This window comes from Amycolatopsis orientalis DSM 43388, assembly GCF_000411975.1.
GTDB classification, from domain to species: Bacteria; Actinomycetota; Actinomycetes; order Mycobacteriales; family Pseudonocardiaceae; genus Amycolatopsis; species Amycolatopsis orientalis_D.
In genome coordinates this window covers 78,151-101,682 of the sequence record NZ_ASXG01000126.1, presented here as the reverse complement: position 1 = coordinate 101,682, position 23,532 = coordinate 78,151, and the positions used below count along the sequence as shown (strand labels likewise).

Sequence of the window (23,532 nt, the reverse complement as noted above, 5' to 3'; positions counted from 1 at the left end):
ATGGCAGAGGGCAAATCCGAGATCACTGCGGAGGACCTGGACGACATCGCGCGCGGCGCGGCGATCCTCGGCACCGGCGGCGGGGGAGACCCGTACATCGGCCGCCTGCTGGCGCATTCCGCGGTCCGCGAGCACGGTTCGGTGCCGCTGGTGAAACTGTCCGAATTGGACGACGACGCCGTGGTGCTCCCGGTCGCGATGATGGGCGCGCCGACCGTGATGGTCGAGAAGCTGCCGTCCGCCGAACAGGTCGGCCTCGCCGCCCGGACGCTGGCCGCCTACCTGGGCAAGGAACTCACGCACATCGCCTGCGCCGAAGCGGGCGGCGTGAACTCGCTGATCCCGGTCGTCGCGGCGGCGCAGCTGGGCCTGCCGCTGGTGGACGCGGACGGCATGGGCCGCGCGTTCCCGGAACTGCAGATGGTGTTGCCGACCCTGTACGGGATTCGCGCGACGCCGATGTCCATCGCGGACGAGAAGGGCAACCGCGGCGTACTGGACACTGTGGACAATCACTGGGCGGAGCGGCTGGCCCGGTCGGCGACCGTCGACATGGGCTGCTCGGCGATGATCAGCAACTACGCGATGTCCGGCGCGCAGGCCCGCGAGTCGATGGTGCCCGGCACGCTGACCCTGTGCGCGGAACTCGGCGCGCTCGTGCGGCAGGCCCGCGAGGAGCACGAGAACCCGGTGGAGCGCGTCGTGGCGCGGTTGAGCGGCCGGACGCTGTTCAGCGGCAAGGTCGTGGACGTCGCCCGCCGCACCGTCACCGGGTTCGCTCGCGGCGAGGCCCGGCTGTCTGGAATGGACGGTGACACCGGGGCGGAAATGCTGCTGCGCTTCCAGAACGAGCACCTGGTGGCCGAGGTGGACGGCGAGGTGTGCGCTTCGGTGCCGGACCTCATCTGCACCCTCGACCGCGAGTCCGGCGAGGCCGTGACCACCGAGGGCCTGCGCTACGGCCAGCGGGTGACGGTGATCGCGGCCCCGGCGGATCCGCGCTGGCACACCCCGGAAGGCATCGCGCTGGCTGGTCCGCGCTACTTCGGCTACGACCTCGACCCGATCGGGGTCGCCGGATGAGCTGGACTCTGACCGAAGAGCACCTCGAGGACCTCGCGCGCGGCGCGGCCGTCCTCGGCACCGGGGGCGGCGGCGATCCGTACGTCGGACGGCTGCTGGTGCGCGAGGCGATCCGCGAGCACGGACCCGTCACGGTGCTGGACCCGGACGACCTCGACGACGACGCCTTGGTGATCCCGACCGCGCAAATGGGCGCGCCGACCGTCGTGCACGAGAAGCTCCCGAACGGCGCCGAACCCGAACTCGCCTTGCGGGCGCTGGAAAAGCACCTCGGCGCGAAGGCCGGCGCGACGATGCCGATCGAATGCGGCGGGATCAACTCGATGATCCCGCTGGTCGTCGGCGCGCGGCTGGGGCTGCCGGTCGTCGACGCGGACGGCATGGGCCGCGCGTTCCCGGAACTGCAGATGGAGACCTTCGGCGTGTACGGCGTCCCCGGTTCGCCGATGGGGATCGCCGGGGAGCGTGGCGAGACCACGGTGATCGACACCGGGGCCGACAACCGGCGGATGGAATGGCTCGCGCGCGGGGTTACCATCCGGCTCGGTGGCGTCGCGCACATCGCCGAGTATTCGATGCGCGGCGCGGACGTGAAACGCACCGCCGTGCCGCGGACGCTCTCGCTCGCATTGAGCGTCGGGCGCGCGATTCGCCTTGCCCGTGAAGAGAATGCCGATCCGGTGGCCGCGTTGGCGACCGCGCTCAGCGACACGTTGTACTCGCATCTCCGTGTGTTGTTCCGCGGCAAAGTGTCCGATGTGGAACGGCGGACCGAAGAAGGATTCGCTCGCGGACGCGCCGCGGCGGTGTCTTTCGACGGCGAACACAAGCTGGAAATCCAGTTCCAGAACGAAAACCTGGTCGCCCTCGTCGACGGAGCGGTCCGTTGCCTCGTGCCGGACCTGATCTGCGTGCTGGAGGCGGAATCCGCCGAACCGATCACCACCGAAACGCTGCGCTACGGCCAGCGGGTCACCGTGGTCGGGATCTCGACGCCGGCGCTGATGCGCACCCCGGAAGCGCTGGCCACGTTCGGCCCGGCGGCGTTCGGGCTGGCGCACGAATTCGTCCCCGTGGAGGTGGTCTCGTGAGTTCGCTCGAGGGCCGGACGGTCGTGGTGCTCGGCGGCGGTTCCGGGATCGGGCTGGAGGTGGCGCGGCGCGCGACGGCGGCGGGCGCCCTGGTCCACCTCGGCGGCCGGACCGGCGACAAGCTCCGGGCCGCCGCGGCGGAACTGGGCCCGACCGCGACCTGGCAGGCGGTGGACACCACCGACCAGGCGTCGCTGGCGGAGTTCTTCGGCGCGCTGGAGCGGGTCGACCACCTGTTCACCCCGGCCGCGTCCTACACCGTCGGCCCGATGCGGGAGCTGAGCGACGAGGAGGCGGAAAGCCCGTTCGTCACGAAGTTCTGGGGCCAGTACCACGCGGTGAGACACGCCGCGCCGAAACTGTCGGACGACGCTTCGGTGGTGCTGATGTCCGGCGTCGCGAGCGTGCGCCCGCCCGCCGCGGCCCCGGCGTACATCGCGTGCAACGCGGCGATCGAGGGCCTCGGCCGCGGGCTCGCGGTGGAACTGGCCCCGGTCCGGGTGAACGTCGTGTCGCCGGGCACGATCGACGGGAACCTGTGGGCCGGGCGTCCGGCCGCCGCGCGGGAGGCGAGTTTCGCGCAGTACCGCGCGGACACGCTGCTGCACCGCGTCGGCCGGGAGTCCGAAGTGGCCGATGCCGTGCTGTACCTGTTCACCAGCACCTACACCACCGGCTCGACGCTCTATCCGGACGGCGGCTACAGCTTCCGCTGATACGCTGACCAGCCATGCGCATCACCGCCGCGGACGTGCCGGCACTCGAACGCGGCGTCGCGCTGCTCGGGTCCGGCGGGGGCGGGGACACGGTCACCGCGGCGGTGCTGCTGCGGCGGCTGACCGAATCCGGGCGCGAACCGGTCGTGCACCGGATCGCCGACCTGGCGCCGGACACTCTCGTGGTGCCGACCGGGATCGTCGGCGCGACCGCCGCGTTCGCCGAAAAGCTGCCCAGCGGCGACGAGTTCGCGTCGGCGATCGCGGCGATCGAGCGCTGGACCGGGCAGCGCGCGCAGGCGCTGATGACCATCGAGATCGGCGGTCTCAACGGCTTGCTTCCGCTGGTCGTCGCCCAGGAGCTGGGGCTGGCCTATGCGGACGCGGATCTCTCCGGGCGCGGGCTGCCGCGGCTCGACCAGTTCTCGGTCGCCGCGACCGGCCGCGGCGTCGCTCCGGCGGCGATGGCCGAACCCGGCGGCCGGGTGGTGGTGCTGGCCGCCGCGGCCGACTCCGTGGTCGAGAACGGGGTCCGCGCCTTCCTGTCCAGCTCCGGCGGGTGGGCGGCGATCGCGCTTTCCCCGATCCCGGCCGGCGAACTGGCCGACCACGCCGTCCTGGACACGACGAGCGAGGCGCTCGCCCTCGGCTCCCGGGTGCTCGCCGCGGGGGAGAGCCCGGACCTCGCCGCGCTGGAGACCGCCCTCGACGGCCGGGTGCTCGCCCGCGGCCGGGTGCTGGAGGTGTCCCGGCACGTCGGCCCCGGACAGCACGGCCACCCCGGCTTCGGCCGCGGCTCGGCGACCCTGACCGACCATCGCGACGGTGCGTTGCTGCGGCTGGAAATGGAGAACGAGTACCTGCTGGCGCTGCGGGACGGGCTGCCGGTGGCGTCCACTCCGGACGTGCTGTCGGTGCTCGACCGCCGCACCGGCGTCCCGCTGCAGTGCGACGCGATCCGCGCCGGGGTGGAGGTGGACGTCGTCTGCCTCGCCGCGTCCCCGTTCTGGACTGATCCGCGCCGGCGCCCGCTGCTGGAACCGCGCGCGTACGGAATCGACTGCGATCCGGTGGTGGCGCGATGATTCTCCGCCAGCTGCTCGCGCTGCCCTCGTGGGCGGGAGCGGTCCGGGTGTGCTCCGGCGAGTCCGGTTTGGACCGTCCGCTGAAGACAGTCACGGCCGCGCTGGACGCCTCCGGCGCGCCCGCTCCCGGCGAGCTGGTGGTGGTCGTCCGCCCGCTCGGCTCCGACTGGCAGATCGACGCGCTCCTGCGCCGGTGCGCCGACGCCCGAGCCGCCGGCGTTCTGCTCCCCGGCGCGGAACCGCTTGCCGCGTCCCGGCTTCTGGCCGAACGGCTGTCGGTGCCGCTGCTGGTCACGTCCGCCGATCCGCTCGATCTGCTCGTGGACGCTCGGCTCGCGCTGGCCGCTCCGGACCTCGACCGCGCCGACGCCGTGCTCGCCGCGCACCGGGCGCTGGGGGAGCGGTTGCGTCCGCCGGAAGAAATCGTGACCGTGCTGCGGCGGCTGCTGGACGCTCCCGTCGCCGTGCTCGACGACCGCGGCGAGGTGCTCGCCGGAGAGCTCGCCGAGGCGGGCCGCGTGCGAGTGCACGAGCCGGTCCCGCAACGCGTCGCGCTTCCGGACGGTGTCCTGCTCGCGCATCCCGCGGTCCTGCCGCACCCGTCGGTCTGGCTCGCCGCCGCGCTGACCGGGGCGAAAGCTCCGCGCGCGGACGTCGTCGCCGCGACCCTGGCCGTCGCCGCCGGCGCCGTACAGCGCTGGCTGCTGGCCCATCGCCTGGAACTGGAACGCGACGCTCGTTCCCGCTCCGCTCTGCTGGGCGATCTGCTGCGCCAAGACACCGAACCAGGCGCCGACCTTCGCCGTCGCGCGGCCGACGCGGGCTGGCGGCTCGGCGGCTGGCACATCGGCCTGCGCATCGGAGTTCCGGCGGACGTCGACACCGTCTCCCGTACCCAGGAAGTCGTGCGCGCGCTGCGCGCGGAGTCGATCGACGCGGTGACCGTCGAACACGGCGAGGGCTGGACCGGCTGGGTCACCTTCGACCAGGAACCGACCGCCGAGCGAGTGCGGGCGCTCTCCGCACGGTTGCGCGCCGTGCATCGCAGCCTGCGCCGCACGCTCGACGCGCACCTGGGCGTCGGCCGTCCGCATGCCGACGGTCTCGCCGCGACAGTCGCCGAAGCCGCCGACGCCGCCCGGCTCGCCGCGACCCGTCCGGAGACCGGGCATTTCCTGCACGTCGACCAGCTCGGCATGGCCCAGCTGCTGCTGGAATGGACCCGCACCGACACCTTCGAACCCGCCGCGCGCGCGTTGCTCGCCCCGCTGGTCCCTGCGCCCGGGGACCTGATCCGCACCCTCGCGGCTTACCTCGACGCCGAGTCTTCGCTCGCCGAAACCGCGACCGTGCTGGGGATCCACCGGAACACCGTCGCGGCGCGGATCAGCCGGATCGAGCAGCTGCTGCACGTCGACCTGTCCCGGCCGGACGAACGGCTGGCCCTGCACCTCGCTGCCCGGGCGGTGATCCTCGCCCGGTCGCCTGAGTAGTACTGGCAGGGCCAGCTACGGCCTTGGGAAGCGAAGGCGCGGCAGGCAGACTCGAGGCATGAGCACGAACGACCTGGGCGATTTCCTGCGGGCCCGCCGCGGCGGGTTGACGCCGGACGACCTCGGCCTTCCGGCCGGAGCCGGCGGCGGACGGCGGGTCGCCGGCCTGCGGCGCAGCGAGGTCGCGCAGCTGGCCGGGGTGAGCGCCGAGTACTACACCCGGCTGGAGCAAGGCCGGGCCCGGCAGCCGTCCGAGCAGGTGCTGCACGCCCTGTGCGACGCGCTGCGGTTCGACGACATCGAACGGCGGCATCTGTTCGCTCTCGCCGGCGCCACGGCCGAACGCCTGGACCGGGCCGAGCACTCGTCGCGGCTGCGTCCGGCGCTTCGGCAGGTGCTGGACTCGATGGAGCTGGCATCGGCGTTCGTCAGCGACCGGAATCTCACGGTCGTCGGCGGAAACGCGTTGTGGGCCTTGCTGTTTCCCGCTGTCGCGGAGCTGCCGCGGCGCGAACGCAGCATGGCGCGCTGGACGCTGCTCGATCCCCGGGCCCGCCTCGTGTGGCGGGACTGGGAACGCGTCGCCCGCGACTACGTGCACGGGTTGCGGCTGGCGGCCGCCGCCCAGCCGCGGAACCAGCACATCGCCAACCTGATCGGCGAGCTGATGCTGCGTTCGCCCGAGTTCCCGGCGTGGTGGTCGGAACACCGCGTCCAGGAACGCAGCACCGGCCTGAAACGGCTGCGGCATCCGGTCGCCGGCGAGCTGGACCTGCAGTACGAGATCTTCACCTCGGTCGCCGATCCGGGCCAGTCGATGGTCGTCTACAGCGCGCCCGCCGGTTCGCCCTCTCAGGAACGGTTGCGGCTGCTCGCCAGCTGGGGCCGTGAACCGGCGCGTTCCGCCGAGTCCTGACCTTCCATTCCACCTCGGGCCCCGCCGTACCGGCGAGGTCCATGCAGTCCTGCCCGACTTCCCCGAAAGGACCTTCCGCGATGCACAAGAAATTCCTGATCACCGGCGTCAGCACCGGCCTCGGACGGGCCGTCGCCCAGCGAGCGCTCGCCGCCGGGCACGAGGTCGCGGGCACCGTGCGCACCGAAGCACACGCGGCCGATTTCGCGGCGCTGGACCCGGAACGCGCCCGGGCCTTCGTCCTCGACCTGGCCGAAGCCGACCGGATCGAGCCCGCGGTGCGGGCAGCCGAGGAGGAACTGGGCCGGCTCGACGTGCTGGTGGCCAACGCCGGGTACGGACTCGAAGGCACTTTCGAGGAGTCGTCGATGGCCGACGTGCGCCGCCAGTTCGAGGTCAACGTCTTCGGCACGGTCGCGACGATCAAGGCGGTCCTGCCCGCGATGCGCGAACGGCGCGACGGCCAGATCTTCGTCATCACCTCGATGGGCGGGCACACCACGTTCCCCGGGCTGGCGTTCTACGAGGGCAGCAAGCACGCCTTGGAAGGCATCACCGACACCCTCGCCCAGGAGGTCGCGCAGTTCGGCGTCCGGGTGACCGCGGTGGCTCCCGGCGCGTTCAAAACCGACTGGGCGGGCCGGTCGCTGGTCCGCGCCCCGCGCCGGATCGCCGACTACGACGCCCTGTTCGACCCGATCCGGACGCGCCGCCAAGCCCTGGCCGGCCAGGGCATCGGCGACCCCGGCCGCGCGGGCGACGCGCTCCTCCGCCTGCTCGACGAGGAAAACCCGCCGGTGCACCTGCTGCTCGGCTCGGACGCGCTGCGCTTGGTCACCGCCGGACGCCAGCGCGTCCAGGCCGACTTCGACGCCTGGCAGGACCTGACGCTTTCCACCGATTCCGCCGACGGCGGCGTCACGGTCGCTTGAGGTCAGACGCGACCGCGCACGAGGTCGATCAACCGCCCGAGCACGTGCTCGCCCGACGCGCGCAGGCCGTTGTGCTCGTACTCGTTCGTGATCCACGGCCGCAGCGTCGGGATCAACCGCGCGGTTTCCTCGGAGAACACCCGCTCGACGTACATGTCGTCGGCGTAGATCGCGGCCGCCGCCGGGACCGTGCACTCGCGCAGCACGTCGGCGTCGTACAGCCGTGGCCATTCGTGCGCGGCAAGCAGTTCCGCGGTGTCCTTCATCGGCCGGAGGCTGTGGAGGTCGTCGAAGAGCCAAGGGAAGACGTGCTCGCCGGTGAAGAGCGTCCGGTCGGTGCGGAAATCGTCCGGCAGCACGCGCTCGGCGGACCAGCGGGTGGCGAACCCGTCGGAATAGGACGATTCGTGGATGACCGAATACAGCGGATTGCGCCCGGTGAACGGCAGCGAGCTGAAGACGTCGTGCGCGAATGCCGGGGACTTCGGGTCGCGTTCCAGCAGGTAGTGCAGCGCTTCCTCGCCGCCGCTGGCACCGAGGAGGCAACCGAGCTGCTGGAACAACCGCGCGGTGAGCGGGCTGCCGTCCGGCAGGACCACGGCCCCGTCGTCGAGCAGCGGCAGCAGCGCTTCGACGCGGGCACGATCGCCGGGGTAGCGGCGGTAGTACTGGCGGTTGCGCTCGAGCAGGTTGGCGAACGTCGCGGTGTAGACGTCGTCCGGATGCCGCCCGACCGGCGGGAGCCCGCCGGTGAAGAAGGCTTCGGCCAGGCCCTCGGGATGCCGGGAAAGGTAGGCGAGCGCGCAAAACCCGCCGAACGACTGGCCGAGCACGCTCCACTTCTCGACGCCCAGCCGCCGCCGCACGAACTCCGCGTCGCGCACGATCGCGTCCGCGCGGAAGTGGCTGAGGTGTTCGGCCTGCTCGGCCGGCGTGCCCGGCAGCGTGCCGACCGGGGTGGAACGCCCGGTGCCGCGCTGGTCGAGCATCAGGACCCGGTACTCCCGCAACGCCCGCGGCAGCCAGCTCGGCGCGCCCCGCGACGGCCGCGGCGCCTCGTGGCCCGGGCCGCCTTGGAGATAGACGAGAAACGGCCGGTCGAGCCCGTCCGGGTCGGCGACCTCCCTCGCGAAGACGGTGATCTTCGCGCCTTCGGGGCGGGAGTGGTCGAGGGGGACGGAGAACTCGTGCTCGGTGAGCACCAGGCCGGGAAGGCGCACGGTGGTTGCCATACGGGCGATTCAACCAGAACGAGCGTATGCCGGGCCACGGAAATCGGCCGGTGGAGTCTATTGTGGACGGTCGGGCCGTTCGCCGGCCCGCAGGCGCCGCGGACGGCTCGTCCGAGCTGTGCCGGTACCGCGGTGCCTCCGGGCTCGCCGAGTCTTCGCGCGCCAGCTCGGTCCGTCCGTTGCCCGCCCCGGATGGAACAGGGGGCTACTCCTTGCCCATCGACCGGCGGATCTCGGCCAGCTTGTCCTTCGCCGCTTCCTTCCGGTCGGCGATCTTCTTGTCCAGCGACCGCAGATCCTCCGGCCCGCCGATCCCGGCGAGTTCCTGCGCGCCGACCGAGGTGGTGTAGCGCTTCTCGATCCGGTCCCGCACGAAGTCGAACGACGGGGCCCCGTTGTCCGCGTAGTCGGGTTCGGGAAGATCGGCGGGCGGCGTGCCGGGGCTCTCCACGATCTCCGCGTCGAGCGGCTGCTGCTCGCCAGGCTGGTCCGCGCTCATCGTCTCGCCTCTTCTCGGTCGTCGGCTTCGCCTTCGACCCTAGCCGACCTCGCGCGGGCGGGGCGGATGTTTCGCCGCCGCCGGTGTGCGGTAGCCCATCAGGGAGAGAAAGGAGCCCGCGATGCCGCGCCCCCGCTCGACCGCGCCGCCCGCCCCGCCGGAGCCCGTCCCGCCCGGCCCGGTGGAACCCGACCCGGTGACCCCGGGACCGGACCGCCCGCTGCCCGACCCCGAACCCCTCCCGCCCGAATCGGAACCCGGCCCCGAACTGGCGGCGGCGGGTCCGTTGTGGACAGTCCGGCCGGAGTGAACCGGTCGGGGACGGGCGATCCGGTGGTTCGCCCCGTCGGCTCGGAGCCGGTGGTCCGCGGAGGTTTCCGGTCCTAGTGCCTGGTCAGGCCGCCGATCGAGGCGAGCGCTTCGCCAGCCGGGTTCTCTGTGCTCGTGCCCGCCGTCAGCTTCGGCCGAGAGGTTCCCGGCGGAATCGCGTCCGCTCGCCGCCCGCTAGGCCCGGTTGCGAAGCCTGGTGCGCTGCTGAGACCCGTGCCCGCCGAAGGGGCGTGCGACGCCGTTTGCCCGCCGGGTTCTCCGAAGTCGCCTGCTCGCGCCCGCCGTCAGCTTCGGCCGCGGGGTTCCTGGCGTGCTCGCGCCGCCGCTAGCCGCGGTTGCGAAACCCGAGCGCGGTGGAGCAGCGAGCTGCCGCGCGAAGCCCTTGCCCGCCGAGTACTGCGGCTCACCGCCGGTAGTCTCGCGAGGCGCGCTGACCACTCCGTGCCGCTCAGCCGCGGAACCCGCCCGCCTCCAGCGCCGCGTCCACCTTCGCCCGGTGCGCCTCCGCCCACTCGTCGAGCGTCTGCGCCTCCTCCTTGGCCAGCTTCGCCCGCGCGTCCGCCAGCACCTGCGCCGCGTCGGCCCCCGGCACCACGACCACGCCTTCCTCGTCCGCCACGACGATGTCCCCGGGATGCACCGTCACCCCGCCGCAGCGCGCGGGCTCGCCCAACGGCGTCACCGCGGCCTTGGTGCCGGGAATCGGGATCACGCCCCGCGCGAAGACCGGGAAGCGCGCCTCGCGAACCTCCTGCAGATCGCGGATCACGCCGTCCAGGACGAAACCCGCGATGCCGCGGCGCTGAGCGGTGGCGCAGACGTTGCCGCCCGCCAGCGCGTAATCGACGTCGCCGGATTCCGCGACGATCACCGCTCCCGCCGGCGCGCGATGGATGGCCGCGTGCAGCATCAGGTTGTCCCCGGCGGGCAGCGCACCGGGTACGCAGGCCCGGCGATTCGCGGCACCGGGCCCCACAGGGGCCGCACGCCGTGGTCGAGCACCTGGCCGCGGCCGAGCAGGTCGGCGAGCGTCGTGGTCGGGATGTCGGCGAAACCGTCGTCCATGGACGGCGATGCTCTCACGCGCGGCCCGGCCGGATACCGTTCCGTGGCACCGATCACGGAGGAGAAGATGGCTTTCCGGCACACCGTCGTGGCGTCCCCGGTCGGCGACCTCACCCTGGTCGCCGACGGCAGCGCACTGGTCGCCGTCTACTTCGACGGCCACAGCCGGACCCCGCGCTTCCCGGACTTCGGCCCGCGCGCCGACGACGGATTCGCCGACGCGACCCGGCAGCTCGACGAGTACTTCTCCGGTCAGCGGAAGGCCTTCGAGCTCGAACTGGACCTGCGCGGCTCCGAGTTCGAACGCCGCGTGTGGCAGCTGCTCACCCGCATTCCCTACGGCGAGACGCGCACCTACCGCGACCTGGCCGTCGAACTGGGCGAACCCGGCGCGGCACAGGCGGTTGGCAACGCGAACGGCTGGAATCCGCTGAGCATCGTCGTGCCCTGCCACCGGGTCGTCGGCAGCAGCGGCGGTCTCACCGGATACGCGGGCGGCGTCGACCGGAAACGGTTCCTGCTGCAGTTGGAAGAACCACCCGCCGACGACGCCGGACGGCTGTTCTGAGGCGGTCACCCCAGCGAGGCGCGATCGTGTTTCCAATACCCCTGGAACGCGATCGCCTGCTTCGGCACCCCGCGCTCCCGGTTGAGAAACCGCCGCGCGCCGGTCGCCAGCCCGCTTTCCCCGGCGACCCACGCGTAACCGGGCGGATCGGAAAGATCAAGCTGGCCGAGGACGTCGAGCGCGAGCCGTCCGGGCAGCCGGTCGTCCTCGCGGACCAGCCACTGGACGTCGGCTCCGAGCGGCGCGTCAATCGGCTGGATGTCGTCGCGCGCCCCGACCTCCAGCAAGACGGTGCCGCGGAAATGCGGGGACGACTCCAGGATCGCGAGCGCGGCCGGAACCGCGCTTTCGTCGGCGAGAAGCAGCTGGTGCCCGCCCGCCGGCGGCAGATAAGTGATCCCCTCGTCGAGGATCCCGACCTCGTCGCCCGGCCGCGCGTTCTCCGCGAACTTGGACGCGGGCCCGCCGTCGCGGTGCACCGCGAACGCGATGTCCACCTCGCCGGGCCGTGCCGCCCGGACTGTGTAATTCCGTACCCAGGGCCGGGACGCGCTGCTCATGAGCAGGTGCTGAGCGAGCCAACGGTTGCTCGAAGCGGTGGGAAGCCGCAGCTCGCGCTGTCCCTCGCGGGGGAAGAACAACCGGCACCATTGATCGAACCCGAGCGGCGCGAAATCCTCGAGACCCTCCCCGCCGACGGTCAGGGTCACGAAATGCGTGGAGGTCCGTTCGGCGCGCAGCACGGACGCCCGGAGCAGCCGTCTGCTGCCGGGCGTGCGGCGCTGGGGGAGAGTCGGCATGGTGGTCCTGTTCCAGTTAGGTAAGGCTTACCTATTGGACGCTAGCCGGTCTGATCTCCGAACGGCAAGGGTGGAACTGCCCTGGCCGCCGCTGTGCGTACGTCTCGCCTAGCGCGGATGCATCCGTTCGGGTCAGTCGATCGGTCGTCGCGCTGCCGCGTCGATCACTCTCCGTGTCACTCATGTGGGTGACGGTTGATTGCTCAATGACTCGACTCGCAGTGACACTCTGTGTATCACTGCCGGTCGGCGGGCGTCGGCGAGCGCGAGATTCTCCGTCTGGCGACTGTGCGAATGAACGTGCATATTCCCGTGGCAGCGCCGGTTCTCTGCAGTTCGCAGACCCGGCAAGAGGTCTGGACAAGTCGGTGCGTGCCTCGCCGCCGGAGGCCGAAATGGCGACCGCGAAGAGTAGCTAAAACCGTCACTCGAACCGTTGGGCGACGCTGGGCGACCGTTCACCGCGACACTGCCAGTAGAACTGGCTGGTAACGCACCGTCTTCGCCAGGATGAGCCCATCCGGGACCCGCGCCGCACGAGGGCCGGGTGCCGGACAGCCGTCGGAACCGGTCCGCCGGCCGGAGGAGAAAGGGATGACGACCTCATGACGGTGGTTCCCTGCCTCCCCGACCAGCCGCGCCGCACCGGGCAGCCGCGCCAGACCGGCGAGCCGCCCGAACCGGAGGAGGGCGTGGTGCTGGTCCGGGAGCCGCACCCGAATCGGCCGAGCCGCCGCCGTGACTCGGAGCCTGCCGGGGAAGCGATGCCGCCCCGCGATGCGCCGCACCCCGAGGGGCTGCCCGGACCTGCCGGGGAATCGCGCTTGGGCGGCGCGGACGCGCAGTCCGGCCCTGCCCGGCCCGGCGATGCGGCCACCGCGAGTGCCGACGCCAGTGCGAGCACCGCGACCGAATCCGACTCGGCTGCTGCCGAGCGCGCCCAGCTGGGCAAAGTGGCCGCGAGCAACTCGCCGGACGCAAGCTTGACCGATCGCGATTTGCCGGAGGCAAGCCCGGTTGCCTGGCTTTCGGCGGAAACGGACTTGGCAGGGTCCGGCTCGGCAGGCGCAGTCGAAGAGGATTCGGCGGAACGCAGCTTGGCCGAGTGCGAATCGGGGGAGACGAGCCCGGTTGCAGAGGTCTCGGCAGAGGCGGGTTCCACCGGATGCGATTCGGCGGAGGCGGGCGCGGTCGCCGCGGACTCGGCGGACACGGGCTCGGCCGTAAGCTGCTCGGCGGAAGAAACGTCGGTCGCGAGCGATTCGGCGAAAGAAGACTCGCCCGCTACGGATTCCGCTTCGGTCGCTAGGGTCGCGGCGGAAACCGGCCCTGTTGCGAGTGGTTCGGCGGAGGAAGGCTCGCGCGCTCCGGGCTCGGCTCCGGTCGCAGGGGGCGTGGCGAGAACCGATGCGGTTGCGAGTGGTTCGGCTAAGGAAGGCCCGCACGTTACGGACTCCGCTCCGCTCGCAAGGGGCGTGGCGAAGATCGGTCCGGTCGCGAGCAGTTCGGCGAAAGAAGGCCGGCTCGCTACGGACTCCGCTCCGCTCGCAAGGGGCGCGGCAAAGATCGGTCCGGTCGCGAGCGATTCGGCGAAAGAAGGCCCGCTCGCAACGGACTCCGCCCCGGCCGCAAGGGGCGCGGCGAAATCCGGCCCGGTCGCGAGCAAAGCAGCGAAATCGAGCCAGGCCGGAAACGGCTCGGCGGCAACGAGGCCGGGTGCCAGCAACCCGGCGACCGCCCACCCGACCCCCACCACCGAAGCGCAGCCAGCGCAATCCGCCCACCAAACAGACCCCGATCGCCCCGCCCGAGTCCGAGTCGTCGTCGACTGGGATCCCTTCTCTCGTCCGCCCCGGCGCGTGGCGACCCGGGACGAGATGGTCGCCGCCGCGCACCGCGTCTTGGCTCGTCGCCAGCGCGGCCGGCATCGCAAACCCGACACCCGCGAGTCTTGGACGTCCCGGGCCGCGGATTTCGTCGTCGCCTGGGCACCCGCGCTCCGCATGGCGCTGCTTCTCCTCGCCGGCACTGCGTTCCTCGCCGGGCTCATGCTGCTGGACAGTCCGATCGCGGGCGTGGCCGCGACGCTGGCGGCGGCGGGCGCGGCGTGGGCGGCCCGGCCGAGAAGGTCTCCTTCGCATCGGTGCTGAAGGGCGTGTCGATTCCGGGCGGGGCCGTTCGACGAGGATGTGCCGGCTGGACGGAACCAGCCCCGACACCGAGGAGCGGTCAATGCGTTTCCTGATGATGCACCGGCTCGACGAGAACGCCCCCGAGGCCTGGAACCCGAGCCCCGAGTTCATGGAGAAAATGGGCGCGTTCATCCAGGACTGGACCGAACGCGGCATCCTGATCACCGCCGAAGGCGTGCACCCGTCGGAGAAGGGCGCGATCGTCCGCAAACCCCGCGGCGCGACCCCGGTGGCGACGGACGGCCCGTTCACCGAGGCCAAGGAGGTCATCGGCGGGTTCGCCCTCGTCAACGCCGAGAACCGGGCCCAGGCGGTCGAGTACGCGCGCCAGTACGCGGAGCTGTTCGACGAGATCGAGGTCGAGGTCCGCCAGGTCGTGGAGTTCGACGACCTCCCGGACCTCGCGGCGCGGTAGCCCGGCGCGTCCGGCGGATTCGCGCGCCAGGCCTTGTCTTCGCCGACCCGCACCGCGCCGCGCGGGGAGCTTCGTCCGGGGGAACCGGGCGGGGCCTGAGCAGGCAGCGGTGCGGGTCGCGCCTACGTTGCCGGTGCTCCGACCGCACGTCGCTGACCCGATAGACCGGTCTGTCCGAACTGGACGCCGCGATCCACCGGTTTCCCGGTCAGGCAAGCGGATTCCGCGCAGTCCCGCAACGACTCCCGAGCAGCCCTCCCGCGCGAAGAACAGGCAGGGCCATCAGCGCTCATGAAGGCCACGCAGTAGCCGTAAGTGATCGACAGCACACCCGCCTCCGCCAGGCCCATCCGGGTACGGTTGACGGTGCCACGGAATCCTGCGTGGTTCATGCGGACGGGGAAGGGCGATCGTGGAGCTGAAGGTCGGGTACAAGGCGTCGGCGGAACAGTTCGGGCCTCGCGAGCTGGTGGAGTTCGCGGTGCGGGCCGAGGAGCTGGGGCTGGACTCGGTGTGGGTGTCGGACCATTTCCTGCCGTGGCGGCACGAGGGCGGCCACGCGCCGTGGGCGTTGGCGTGGATGCCGGCGGTCGCGGAGCGGACCAGCCGGGTGCTGATCGGGACCAGCGTGCTGACGCCGACGTTCCGGTACAACCCGGCGGTGATCGCGCAGGCGTTCGCGACGATGGCGCTGCTGTCCGGCGACCGGGTGATCCTGGGGGCGGGCACCGGCGAGGCGTTGAACGAGATCGCGGTGTCGGGCCGGGAATGGCCGGAGTTCAAGGAGCGGTTCGCGCGGCTGCGCGAGTCGGTGCGGCTGATGCGCGAGCTGTGGAGCAAGGACAGCGTCGACTTCGAGGGCGACTACTACCAGCTGGTCAACGCGAAGATCTATGACCGGCCCGACCGTCCGGTGCCGGTGTACATCGCCGCCGGCGGTCCGGTGGTGGCGAAGTACGCGGGGCGCGCGGGCGACGGGATGATCTGCACGTCCGGCAAGGGCATGGACCTCTACACCGAGAAGCTGATGCCGGCGATGGCCGAGGGCGCGGCCGCGGCCGAGCGCGACGCGTCGAACGTGGACCGGATGATCGAGATCAAGATGTCCTACGACCGGGATCCGGAGCAGGCGCTGGCGAACACCCGGTTCTGGGCGCCGCTGTCGTTGAGCGCGGAGCAGAAGCACTCGGTGTCGTCGGCGGAGGAGATGGAGCGGCTGGCCGACGAGCTGCCGATCGAGCAGGTGGCGAAGCGGTGGATCGTGGCCTCGGACCCGGACGAGGCGGTCGCGCAGATCAAGCCGTACCTCGACGCGGGCCTGAACCACCTGGTCTTCCACGGCCCCGGCCACGACCAGGAGCGCTACCTGGGCCAGTTCGCCGAGGACGTGCTGCCGCGGCTGCGCGCGCTGTCCTGAGCGATTCGCCGAAACCCCCGTCCGGCTCCGGCTGGGCGGGGGTTTTCAGTCTTCGCTGGGGAAAAGGACCGGGCTGAGCAGGTAGCGCCTGCGCCCCGGCGCGGGCCCGTTCGCGAGCATCGGCGCGATCGCTTGCCGCATGCCGTCGATCATCGCGAGCAGTTCGTCGCGGTCCAGCCAGACGGCGTGCTGCCGGTAGCCGACGAGGTCCTCGACCGGATCCGCCTCGTCCCGGCTGAGATAAGCGTCGAATTCGGCGACCAGCGCGGCGGTCGCGGCGGCGAACCCGCGCCGGTGGTCCTCCGGGGTCAGCTGGGCGATCGCGTCCTGGCCGATCGAAGCGCGTTCCTTGCGCAGCCGGTAGGTGCGCTCGACCGCGCCGCGCACGCGTTGTTCGTCGGCTACCTCGAGGATGCCGCCGTCGGCCAGGACTTCGACGTGCCGGTAGACCGTCGCCTTCGAAACATCCGGGAGCAGCGCGCCAAGCTGTGCGGTAGTGAGCGTCCGATCGCCGCGCAGCGCGTGCACGATCCGCAGCCGTACCGGATGTCCCAGGAGAGTCAAGACGTCCACCCCCGAATGTTCTCATAGAGTGCTACCGTTCGCATAACTTGAGAATGATGGGGGCTGGGATGAATCCGAGCGAACGGGCGGTGGCGGTCGTCGAGCAGCTGCGGGAGCGGCGGTTTCGGGAGGCGGAGACACGGTTCTCACCGGAGTTGCGGAGGGCGGTGTCCGGAGCGGCGCTGGAAACGGCGTGGCGCGCGCAGACTGGCGAGCACGGTTCGGTGAGCGCGCTCGGGGCACCGGTCACGGAGCCAGCGGGTCCCGGGCTGACGCGGGTGCAGGTGCCGGTGGTCTGCGCGCGTGGGGAATTCGTTGTCGTGTTGTCCGTCGATGCGGCCGGAATCGTTGCGGGGCTTCGGTTTGCGTCCGCCGCGACGTGGAGCAGACCGTCCTATGCGGACGAATCTGCGTTCGTTGAACAGGACGTCGTGCTTTCCGCGGAACCCCATCCGGTGCCGGGAACGCTGAGCGTGCCGCGTGGGGAGGGACCGTGGCCGGGTGCGGTCCTGCTCAGCGGCGGCGGAATTTTCGACCGGGACGAGACGGCCGGGCCGAACAAACCGCTCAAGGATCTCGCGTGGGGCTTGGCTTCCCGGGGCATCGCGGTGGCACGGTTCGACAAGGTGACGTACGCCCATCCCGAGCTGGCGACCGCGCCCGGCTTCACGATGTCCGCGGAGTACGTGCCGCATGCCGCCGCCGCGGTCCGTCTCCTGCAGGCGCAAAAAAGCGTCGATGCTTCGCGGGTGTTCGTCGCCGGGCACAGCATGGGCGGGAAGGTCGCGCCGCTGGTGGCGGCCGCCGAGCCGTCGGTCGCGGGGCTGGTCCTTCTGGCGGCTGATGCCGAGCCGATGCACCAGGCCGCTGTTCGCGTGGTCCGGCATCTCGCTGCCCTGGACGCCAAAGTCGAGGCACTCGTCGAGCCGATCGCCCGGCAGGCCGAAGCGGTGGCTGATCCGGGGTTGTCGCCGTCGACGCCGGGGGAGGGGCTGCTGTTCGGCTATCCCGGGTCGTACTGGCTGGAGCTGCGCGAGTACGACCCCGTCGCGACTGCCGCGGGGCTGGGGCTGCCGATGTTTCTCGGGCAGGGCGGCCGGGACTGCCAGGTCACCGTCGAGGACGACCTCAGCCGGTGGCGGAGCGGGCTGGCCGGACGGCCGGAGGTCCACGTCCGCGTCTATCCGGCGGACGACCATCTGTTCTTCCCCAGGACCGGTCCGTCTGCTCCGGACAGTTACCGACGACCGCAGCACGTCGACGCGGCGGTGGTGGCCGACGTCGCGGAGTGGTTGACGCGAGCGCGGTGACCGAGGCGCGCGCTGTCGATCACCCGCCGCCGGGCGTGGGGAGCGAACGACGAAAGCCCTGCCTCTCCGAAGAGAAGCAGGGCTTCCGGAACGCGATGGTGCGCGATACTGGGATTGAACCAGTGACCTCTTCCGTGTCAGGGAAGCGCTCTCCCGCTGAGCTAATCGCGCGAGGTGGAGACGGGATTCGAACCCGTGTACACGGCTTTGCAGGCCGTTGCCTCGCCTCTCGGCCACTCCACCGCATGGGGCTGAAGCCCTCCGAGCGGACGACGGGATTCGAACCCGCGACCCTCACCTTGGCAAGGTGATGCGCTACCAGCTGCGCTACGTCCGCACTACCGTGGCTGCGAGGCGGCGCCGGGAATCTCGCGATTCCGGCTCGCACCCCGTCGCCGTGGTGTGAAGAAACCATATCGGACCCCGGCAACCGCGTTGGCACCGGGGGGTTGTTGGCCCGCCCGCGAGCCGGTGATCAGGCCAGATCGTTCGGGATCAGGTGGGTGAGCGCGTCGTCGACGTCGACCCACAGGTGCTCGTTGCCCGGCAGCACGACGTCGTACGTGCGGTCCAGGAAATCGGCCAGCTCCTGCGCGGACGCCTCGAACATGGCGTGCCCGGACGGCGAGTTCAGCTCGATCAGGACCGACTCCGGGTCCTCCACCGAAGGCCGGATGCGGACGTCCCCGTCGCCGGCGTCGGCGAGCAGGCCGTCGGCGAGCAGGTCGCGCGCGTAGACCCATTCGACCCAGCCGGCCCGCCCGGTGCGGAAGGCGGCGACGACGGCATAGGGGTCGCGGGTGTCGTAGCGCAGCTCCACCTTCACCGGAACCGCCGGGGTCCGCGGCGCCAGCAGGTCGAAGACCGCCGTCGAGCGGAGCGTCACGTGATCGTTGCGCATCGTCCTACCCTTCGTCTCCCTTCCCGGCCCGGACGACCGAGGACAACGGTGAGACGCACCAAGGGCCGCGATCCGTCGCGGGTGCGCTCGAGATCACCCGTTCGAGACCGTCTGCCCCGAGGTCCGTCCGGTCCGTCGCCGTCCGTGCCGCGCAGCCTTCAGCGGGCGCCCGGTGGGGAGCCACCAGTACATCTTGCGCGGTTCGGCCGCCGTGCGATAGCACCGTCGCACGGATGTCGCGGACGGCCGCACGCGCCCCCGCCCGGGCAAGGCCTTGGTTAGCTCGGGGTTATCCGTACCGTATTCGCAGGCAGACGCGCTGTAGTCGGAGCAAACCACCCGTTTGCAGGCCCCCGAAAGTCGTGGGGTAGGCTGATGCAGCACCGCGAGCGGGCGATTAGCTCAGCGGGAGAGCGCTTCGTTCACACCGAAGAGGTCACTGGTTCGATCCCAGTATCGCCCACCAGCACTTCGCCGATGGCCTGCCGACGATCTTCGTCGGCAGGCCATCGGCGTTTCCGCGAGTCCGGAACGGGACGCTCATCGCCTCCTGCGCCGTGTCCTCGGCGGCCTGGCTGCACGAACCTCCGGACGTGCGGGTACGCGCCGGAGACCAGCCGCGCTGCGCCGTCGCGGCGAGGTGGGCGGCCAGCCAGGCTCACGCTTCGACTTTCCGCGCGCTGGGAACACCGCGCTGCTACACCCCAGAACCGCCCCGACTGCTGCCGAGACAACGACGGCGGTCGTCGCACCTCGTTCGGCATGTCCATGAGAGCGGCTCCGCGAAAGAATTCAGCCGCACGAGATCAGCGGCTGTGCTAACTTGGCCGTGCGCCCCGGATGGGCCTACGCATGGAGGTAGCGGCTAACCAGCCAGCACAGAGATCGGGCTCTCCGTCTCTCGCAGTTCCGCGGATCCGAAGACCGGATCGCTGCGCCATGCCTGTGCCTGCGGGGTCTTTTCGCGTCCCATCCTGTGCTCGACGCCTCCTTTCCGCGAAAACCGAAAGGAATTGTGTGAGCAACGATTTTCAGCGCCGGCTGATCGCCGAGTTCCGGGCGAACGGCGGCGCGCTGGGCGGCAGGTTCGAGGGCTGGCCGCTGGCCGTGCTGACCACTACCGGCGCGAGGACCGGCCGGAGCCGGGAGGTCATTCTCGGTTTCCTGGAGATCGACGGCAACGGAGTGGTGGTCGCGTCGGCGAACGGGGCGGATCGCAATCCGGCTTGGTACCACAACATCCGGCGGAATCCGCGGGTGACCGTCGAGACCGGCGACGAGACTTATCCCGCGATGGCGGCCATTCCGCGAGGAGCCGAGTACGAGAAGCTTTTCGCGCGCGTGGTGGCGGAAGCTCCGGGTTACGGCGAATACCAAGCGAGGGCGACGCGCGAGATTCCGGTGGTCGTCTTGCATCGGATCGACAAACGCGGCAAAGGCATGGGGGATTGGCTCGTCGAAGTGCACCAGTGGTTTCGCGACGAGTTGCGGGCATTGCGCGACCAGGCGGACCGCTTGGCCGACGGCAGCGCGACCGCGCTCGTCTGGCCGAAACCGGATCTGGCACAGGAAATGCGCGCCCACTGCCTCGGCTTCTGCGCCGCGTTGCGGCGGCATCACACCGGCGAGGATTCGGCGGTATTCCCGGCGCTGGCCGGGCAGTTCCCCGCGCTCGCGCCGGTGCTGCAGCAGCTCTCCGGGCAGCACCAGGAGGTGGCGCGGCTGCAGGAGTCGATCCGGGAACTGGTCGACGGCTTCGTTCCCGGCGAATCCGACCCGGTGCGGCTGCGGACCGAGCTGGAACGGCTCGCCAGTGAACTGGAGGCGCATTTCGCCTTCGAGGAGCAAGCAGTGGTGACCGCGTTGAACGCGACGGCCGCGGCCCCGCCGACAGCGTGAAGCGGGATTGCTCCACTGTGGACCTGATTGCGAAGCGGACACGGCGGTAGTCCGCGAGAAATGTGCGGCGGGGGCCTGGCGGAAGGCGGTTCGCATGGTTCAGACCAGACAGATGGCCGGAGGCCGGACGACCCGCGCATTCCGCCGTGGATCGCGCGGTGGGCAAGGGAAATCGGCGAGTCGGCGGAGCGCTGGCGCCCGAACGGCGGTTGGGCGGGCGCGGGCCCCGCCGGTGACCCGTGCGGGGGAGCTGATCCGGCTGCGGGTCTGCTGGGCCGTTCGGGGTAGGTAGTGGGAAACTTGACTACTGCGGGTAATTTCCGTTGCCGAGTCAGCGTGACCCGTCGTGACCTCCCCGTTATCTTCCGGGTGCTTCCTGACAGAGAAGACCCGCAGGCCGTGGCTGGAAAATCTCTGTAACAACGCTCGCTGAGCACCCGATACCTTGGCGAGTGTCACACCTTCGGTGACGCGGGTCGGACCGCCGCGGTGATCACACATTGTGATCACCAGTTCTGACTCAGCGTGCCGGCGGCGATCAGGTCCGGGGAGCTTGCGCAGCGCGGGAGGACTGATGGAAGAACCGGTGCCGCCCTGGCCCGCGGACGGCGTTTCGCTGCCGCGGGTCGACCTTCAGGCGGTCCCCGCACCGCCGGTCGACGTGGCGGCCGCGCCGCCCGGTCGCGCCGACGAGAGCCTCGACCCGGCCACGGTGTGCCCGGCGGAGGGGGATCCGCCGAAAACGCACCCCGCCGAGTGGGAAAAACGTTACCGCCGGACGGTGATCGCTTCGGATCTCGTCGCGGCCTGCGTGGTGATCGCGATCAGCGCGTTCGTCATCGACCGGCTCGCCCCGCACGACATGCACGCGTTCGGCACCGCGTTCGCGATCCTCTGCGCCCTTCCGGTCAGCCGGGCGTGGAGCCCGCGGGTGCTGGGGGAGGGTCCCGAGGAATACCGCACGCTGGGCCGCGCGCTGATCACCGCGGCGGTCTTGGTCGCATTCGGCGGACTGCTGTTCGGCGCGCTCGAAGTGCAGCCTTGGGTGTTTTTCGTAGTGCCGGCCGTCGCATTGGTGCTGTTTCCCCAGCGGTACGCCCTTCGCCAGATTCTGCACCGGAAACGGCGGCGCGGGCTGTGCCTGCTGCCGGTGATGGCGGCGGGCAGCGCGGAAACGGTCGCGGACCTGATCAAGCGGACCCGGACCGAAGCGCACGTCGGCTGGCGGGTCGAGGCGGTGTGCACGTCCACCGGAACCGGGGAGATCGACGGGGTGCCGGTCGTCGGGCGGCTCGAAGAGCTGTCCCGGCACGTCCGCCGCGGCGGATACCGCGTCGTCGCCATCACGGCCGACCAGTACTGGAATCCCGAGCGGCTGCAGCGGCTCGCCTGGGATCTCGAAGGCACGTCGTCGGAAATGGTCGTCGCGCCGGTGCTGATGGAGGTCGCCGGGCCGCGGCTGAACGTCAGCGGAGTGCTGGGCATGCCCCTGCTGCGCGTCACCGCGCCCGCGTTCACCGGCGGACGCCGCCTGGTCAAGGAGGTCGTCGACCGGTGCGGCGCGGCGTTGCTGCTCGCGCTGTTCTCGCCGCTGTTGCTGGCGATCGCGGTCGCGGTGAAGGCGGGGGACCGCGGTCCGGTGGTCTACCGGCAGCGGCGCATCGGCAAGGACGGCGAAGCGTTCACCATGCTCAAATTCCGCACCATGGTCGTCAACGCGCACCTGATCCGGCGCGACCTGGAGGACGCGAACGAAGGCGCGGGGCCGCTGTTCAAGATGAAGAAGGACCCGCGGGTCACCAAGGTCGGCGGCCTGCTGCGCCGGTACTCGCTCGACGAACTGCCGCAGCTGTTCAACGTCCTCGCCGGCCGGATGTCGTTGGTCGGGCCCCGGCCGCCGCTGCCGGAAGAGACCGCGACGTACGCTCCGGCCGCGCGCCGCAGGCTGCTGGTGAAACCCGGGCTGACCGGGCTGTGGCAGGTGAGCGGGCGCAGCGACCTGTCGTGGGACGAGAGCATCCGCCTCGACCTGCGCTACGTCGAGGACTGGTCGCTGGCACTGGACCTGGTGATCCTCTGGAAGACCTTCCGGGCCGTGCTCGCCGGGCAAGGCGCCTACTGACCTGCGAAGATCGTTCCGCCCACGGCCGCCGGTCCCGCGAGGGCCCGGCGGCCGTCCTCGTGCGCTGAGTCACAACCGGGCGGCGAGCGAAATAGTCAAGCGTTCAACCATGTTGGTGCCGGGCGTAGGCGACAGCACGGGAAGGAACGAGGGATCCGATGACTACTTTCGCAGAGTCCGAGCAGCTGCAGGTGCCCGCCGAGGTGCAGGACCTGCTGTTCCGCGAGGCCCGCACGGCCAACAGCTTCAGCTCGGAGCCGGTGACCGACGAGCAGGTCCGCGCCATCTACGACCTCGTCAAGTGGGCCCCGACCTCGATGAACACCCAGCCGCTGCGCGCGCTGGTCATCCGCAGCGACGAAGCCAAGCAGCGCCTGCTGCCGCACCTGTTCGAGGGCAACCGCGCCAAGACCGAGGCCGCTCCGCTGACCGTGATCCTGGCCGCGGACGTCGACTTCCACGAGAACATCCCGCAGGTCTTCCCGCACAACCCGGGCGTGAAGGACAACTTCGCCGACGAGTCCGGCCGCGTCGAGTTCTCCAAGCTGAACTCGCTGCTGCAGGTCGGCTACTTCATCATCGGCGTGCGCGCCGCCGGACTGGCCGCGGGCCCGATGACCGGCTTCGACGCCGCGGGCGTGGACAAGGAGTTCTTCTCCGGCAACAGCTGGCGTTCGCTCGTTGTGGTGAACGTCGGCAAGCCGGGCGAGAACCCGTGGTTCGACCGCCTGCCGCGGCTCGACTTCGACCAGGTCGTCGAGACCCTCTGACCCCTGCCGCGCCGCCGAGAAGCCGCCCCGCACGCCCGGGGCGGCCTTTCGGCGTGTCCGGGGCAGGGTTGGCTGACGGCGGTCGAATCGGCGATCCCGCCGCCGACTAGCATCAGCGGAAGCCGTTTCAGC

At 71.1% G+C, this 23,532-nt stretch carries 23 protein-coding genes and 4 tRNA genes; 17 read left to right on the top strand and 10 right to left on the bottom strand.

Annotated elements, in window-relative coordinates; translation table 11 throughout:
• The 7 genes from L942_RS25965 to L942_RS25935 all read left to right on the top strand — a co-directional run bounded on the left by L942_RS25965 (position 1) and on the right by L942_RS25935 (position 7,316).
• Positions 1 to 1,083, top strand: a complete 1,083-nt coding sequence (locus L942_RS25965) for a DUF917 domain-containing protein (RefSeq protein WP_037365256.1) — start codon at positions 1 to 3, stop codon at positions 1,081 to 1,083.
• Positions 1,080 to 2,174 (top strand): DUF917 domain-containing protein, encoded by a 1,095-nt coding sequence (locus tag L942_RS25960; protein WP_037365254.1) that lies wholly within the window; start codon positions 1,080 to 1,082, stop codon positions 2,172 to 2,174. The genes L942_RS25965 and L942_RS25960 overlap by 4 nt, the downstream gene beginning before the upstream one ends.
• Entirely contained in the window at positions 2,171 to 2,890 is a 720-nt protein-coding gene (locus tag L942_RS25955; RefSeq protein ID WP_081655232.1) for an SDR family oxidoreductase, read from the top strand. The genes L942_RS25960 and L942_RS25955 overlap by 4 nt, the downstream gene beginning before the upstream one ends.
• Before the next feature lie 14 nt (positions 2,891 to 2,904).
• On the top strand, positions 2,905 to 3,975 hold the full coding sequence (locus L942_RS25950) for a DUF917 domain-containing protein (RefSeq protein ID WP_037365252.1): 1,071 nt from the start codon (positions 2,905 to 2,907) through the stop codon (positions 3,973 to 3,975).
• A complete protein-coding gene (locus L942_RS25945) occupies positions 3,972 to 5,468 on the top strand; it encodes a helix-turn-helix domain-containing protein (RefSeq protein ID WP_037365250.1) in 1,497 nt (498 codons plus the stop codon). The genes L942_RS25950 and L942_RS25945 overlap by 4 nt, the downstream gene beginning before the upstream one ends.
• 58 nt (positions 5,469 to 5,526) lie before the next feature.
• Positions 5,527 to 6,384, top strand: coding sequence for a helix-turn-helix transcriptional regulator (locus tag L942_RS25940; RefSeq protein ID WP_037365248.1), 858 nt, complete (start codon positions 5,527 to 5,529; stop codon positions 6,382 to 6,384).
• 80 nt (positions 6,385 to 6,464) lie between these two features.
• Positions 6,465 to 7,316: an oxidoreductase gene (locus tag L942_RS25935; RefSeq protein ID WP_037365246.1), complete on the top strand. Its 852-nt coding sequence runs from the start codon at positions 6,465 to 6,467 to the stop codon at positions 7,314 to 7,316.
• Between the two features lie 2 nt (positions 7,317 to 7,318).
• Here L942_RS25935 and L942_RS25930 read toward each other — a convergent pair whose 3' ends face one another.
• Positions 7,319 to 8,548 carry an alpha/beta fold hydrolase gene (locus L942_RS25930; protein WP_037365244.1) on the bottom strand — a complete coding sequence of 410 codons (1,230 nt, stop codon included), beginning with the start codon at positions 8,546 to 8,548 and terminating at the stop codon, positions 7,319 to 7,321.
• Between the two features lie 205 nt (positions 8,549 to 8,753).
• Positions 8,754 to 9,047, bottom strand: a complete 294-nt coding sequence (locus L942_RS25925) for a hypothetical protein (RefSeq protein ID WP_037365242.1) — start codon at positions 9,045 to 9,047, stop codon at positions 8,754 to 8,756.
• 121 nt (positions 9,048 to 9,168) lie between these two features.
• On the opposite strand from L942_RS25925, the gene L942_RS25920 reads away from it, so the two are divergent.
• Positions 9,169 to 9,357, top strand: coding sequence for a hypothetical protein (locus tag L942_RS25920; protein ID WP_037365240.1), 189 nt, complete (start codon positions 9,169 to 9,171; stop codon positions 9,355 to 9,357).
• A 468-nt stretch (positions 9,358 to 9,825) separates the two neighbouring features.
• Here L942_RS25920 and L942_RS25915 read toward each other — a convergent pair whose 3' ends face one another.
• Positions 9,826 to 10,287: an RraA family protein gene (locus L942_RS25915; protein ID WP_200862916.1), complete on the bottom strand. Its 462-nt coding sequence runs from the start codon at positions 10,285 to 10,287 to the stop codon at positions 9,826 to 9,828.
• Positions 10,287 to 10,442 (bottom strand): hypothetical protein, encoded by a 156-nt coding sequence (locus tag L942_RS45005; RefSeq protein ID WP_200862915.1) that lies wholly within the window; start codon positions 10,440 to 10,442, stop codon positions 10,287 to 10,289. Before L942_RS45005 ends, L942_RS25915 begins: the two co-directional genes overlap by 1 nt.
• 43 nt (positions 10,443 to 10,485) lie before the next feature.
• On the opposite strand from L942_RS45005, the gene L942_RS25910 reads away from it, so the two are divergent.
• On the top strand, positions 10,486 to 11,010 hold the full coding sequence (locus L942_RS25910) for a methylated-DNA--[protein]-cysteine S-methyltransferase (RefSeq protein ID WP_440201341.1): 525 nt from the start codon (positions 10,486 to 10,488) through the stop codon (positions 11,008 to 11,010).
• Between the two features lie 5 nt (positions 11,011 to 11,015).
• Here L942_RS25910 and L942_RS25905 read toward each other — a convergent pair whose 3' ends face one another.
• Entirely contained in the window at positions 11,016 to 11,810 is a 795-nt protein-coding gene (locus L942_RS25905) for a siderophore-interacting protein (RefSeq protein WP_037365238.1), read from the bottom strand.
• 1,859 nt (positions 11,811 to 13,669) lie between these two features.
• Between L942_RS25905 and L942_RS42170 the strand changes: the two genes are divergently transcribed.
• The 3 genes from L942_RS42170 (at position 13,670) to fgd (ending at position 15,834) form a co-directional block, all read left to right on the top strand.
• On the top strand, positions 13,670 to 13,960 hold the full coding sequence (locus tag L942_RS42170; RefSeq protein ID WP_051166241.1) for a hypothetical protein: 291 nt from the start codon (positions 13,670 to 13,672) through the stop codon (positions 13,958 to 13,960).
• 82 nt (positions 13,961 to 14,042) lie between these two features.
• Positions 14,043 to 14,417 carry a YciI family protein gene (locus L942_RS25895; protein ID WP_106965021.1) on the top strand — a complete coding sequence of 125 codons (375 nt, stop codon included), beginning with the start codon at positions 14,043 to 14,045 and terminating at the stop codon, positions 14,415 to 14,417.
• A gap of 412 nt (positions 14,418 to 14,829) precedes the next feature.
• Positions 14,830 to 15,834: a glucose-6-phosphate dehydrogenase (coenzyme-F420) gene (gene fgd / locus L942_RS25890; protein ID WP_037365237.1), complete on the top strand. Its 1,005-nt coding sequence runs from the start codon at positions 14,830 to 14,832 to the stop codon at positions 15,832 to 15,834.
• A 45-nt stretch (positions 15,835 to 15,879) separates the two neighbouring features.
• Here the strand turns inward: fgd and L942_RS25885 are convergent, their stop codons facing one another.
• A complete protein-coding gene (locus tag L942_RS25885) occupies positions 15,880 to 16,407 on the bottom strand; it encodes a helix-turn-helix domain-containing protein (protein WP_037365235.1) in 528 nt (175 codons plus the stop codon).
• A gap of 59 nt (positions 16,408 to 16,466) precedes the next feature.
• Between L942_RS25885 and L942_RS25880 the strand changes: the two genes are divergently transcribed.
• Complete coding sequence (locus L942_RS25880) at positions 16,467 to 17,708, top strand: alpha/beta hydrolase family protein (protein WP_235079401.1); 1,242 nt, start codon at positions 16,467 to 16,469, stop codon at positions 17,706 to 17,708.
• 96 nt (positions 17,709 to 17,804) lie between these two features.
• Here L942_RS25880 and L942_RS25875 read toward each other — a convergent pair.
• From L942_RS25875 to L942_RS25860, 4 genes are all read right to left on the bottom strand, one after another.
• Positions 17,805 to 17,879 (bottom strand) — tRNA-Val (locus L942_RS25875).
• Between the two features lies 1 nt (position 17,880).
• Positions 17,881 to 17,951: transfer RNA gene (locus L942_RS25870), tRNA-Cys, on the bottom strand.
• Between the two features lie 21 nt (positions 17,952 to 17,972).
• Positions 17,973 to 18,045: transfer RNA gene (locus L942_RS25865), tRNA-Gly, on the bottom strand.
• Positions 18,046 to 18,183: 138 nt separating this feature from the next.
• Positions 18,184 to 18,609, bottom strand: a complete 426-nt coding sequence (locus L942_RS25860) for an SsgA family sporulation/cell division regulator (protein ID WP_005159130.1) — start codon at positions 18,607 to 18,609, stop codon at positions 18,184 to 18,186.
• A gap of 391 nt (positions 18,610 to 19,000) precedes the next feature.
• Between L942_RS25860 and L942_RS25855 the strand changes: the two genes are divergently transcribed.
• The 4 genes from L942_RS25855 (at position 19,001) to L942_RS25840 (ending at position 23,400) form a co-directional block, all read left to right on the top strand.
• Positions 19,001 to 19,075, top strand: a tRNA-Val gene (locus L942_RS25855).
• Between the two features lie 551 nt (positions 19,076 to 19,626).
• Entirely contained in the window at positions 19,627 to 20,508 is an 882-nt protein-coding gene (locus L942_RS25850) for a nitroreductase/quinone reductase family protein (protein ID WP_037365231.1), read from the top strand.
• A 574-nt stretch (positions 20,509 to 21,082) separates the two neighbouring features.
• Positions 21,083 to 22,630, top strand: a complete 1,548-nt coding sequence (locus tag L942_RS25845; protein ID WP_037365229.1) for a sugar transferase — start codon at positions 21,083 to 21,085, stop codon at positions 22,628 to 22,630.
• A gap of 158 nt (positions 22,631 to 22,788) precedes the next feature.
• Positions 22,789 to 23,400 (top strand): malonic semialdehyde reductase, encoded by a 612-nt coding sequence (locus L942_RS25840; RefSeq protein ID WP_037365227.1) that lies wholly within the window; start codon positions 22,789 to 22,791, stop codon positions 23,398 to 23,400.
• Positions 23,401 to 23,532: the final 132 nt, after the last annotated feature.

What these genes read in the sequence shown, in the direction of transcription:
- L942_RS25965 (WP_037365256.1), top strand. Translation starts at nt 1, where the DNA reads ATGGCAGAGGGCAAATCCGAGATCACTGCGGAGGACCTGGACGACATC.
- L942_RS25960 (WP_037365254.1), top strand. Translation starts at nt 1,080, where the DNA reads ATGAGCTGGACTCTGACCGAAGAGCACCTCGAGGACCTCGCGCGCGGC.
- L942_RS25950 (WP_037365252.1), top strand. Translation starts at nt 2,905, where the DNA reads ATGCGCATCACCGCCGCGGACGTGCCGGCACTCGAACGCGGCGTCGCG.
- L942_RS25945 (WP_037365250.1), top strand. Translation starts at nt 3,972, where the DNA reads ATGATTCTCCGCCAGCTGCTCGCGCTGCCCTCGTGGGCGGGAGCGGTC.
- L942_RS25940 (WP_037365248.1), top strand. Translation starts at nt 5,527, where the DNA reads ATGAGCACGAACGACCTGGGCGATTTCCTGCGGGCCCGCCGCGGCGGG.
- L942_RS25935 (WP_037365246.1), top strand. Translation starts at nt 6,465, where the DNA reads ATGCACAAGAAATTCCTGATCACCGGCGTCAGCACCGGCCTCGGACGG.
- L942_RS25930 (WP_037365244.1), bottom strand. Translation starts at nt 8,548, where the DNA reads ATGGCAACCACCGTGCGCCTTCCCGGCCTGGTGCTCACCGAGCACGAG.
- L942_RS25925 (WP_037365242.1), bottom strand. Translation starts at nt 9,047, where the DNA reads ATGAGCGCGGACCAGCCTGGCGAGCAGCAGCCGCTCGACGCGGAGATC.
- L942_RS25920 (WP_037365240.1), top strand. Translation starts at nt 9,169, where the DNA reads ATGCCGCGCCCCCGCTCGACCGCGCCGCCCGCCCCGCCGGAGCCCGTC.
- L942_RS25915 (WP_200862916.1), bottom strand. Translation starts at nt 10,287, where the DNA reads ATGCTGCACGCGGCCATCCATCGCGCGCCGGCGGGAGCGGTGATCGTC.
- L942_RS45005 (WP_200862915.1), bottom strand. Translation starts at nt 10,442, where the DNA reads ATGGACGACGGTTTCGCCGACATCCCGACCACGACGCTCGCCGACCTG.
- L942_RS25905 (WP_037365238.1), bottom strand. Translation starts at nt 11,810, where the DNA reads ATGCCGACTCTCCCCCAGCGCCGCACGCCCGGCAGCAGACGGCTGCTC.
- L942_RS25895 (WP_106965021.1), top strand. Translation starts at nt 14,043, where the DNA reads ATGCGTTTCCTGATGATGCACCGGCTCGACGAGAACGCCCCCGAGGCC.
- L942_RS25880 (WP_235079401.1), top strand. Translation starts at nt 16,467, where the DNA reads ATGAATCCGAGCGAACGGGCGGTGGCGGTCGTCGAGCAGCTGCGGGAG.
- L942_RS25860 (WP_005159130.1), bottom strand. Translation starts at nt 18,609, where the DNA reads ATGCGCAACGATCACGTGACGCTCCGCTCGACGGCGGTCTTCGACCTG.
- L942_RS25845 (WP_037365229.1), top strand. Translation starts at nt 21,083, where the DNA reads ATGGAAGAACCGGTGCCGCCCTGGCCCGCGGACGGCGTTTCGCTGCCG.
- L942_RS25840 (WP_037365227.1), top strand. Translation starts at nt 22,789, where the DNA reads ATGACTACTTTCGCAGAGTCCGAGCAGCTGCAGGTGCCCGCCGAGGTG.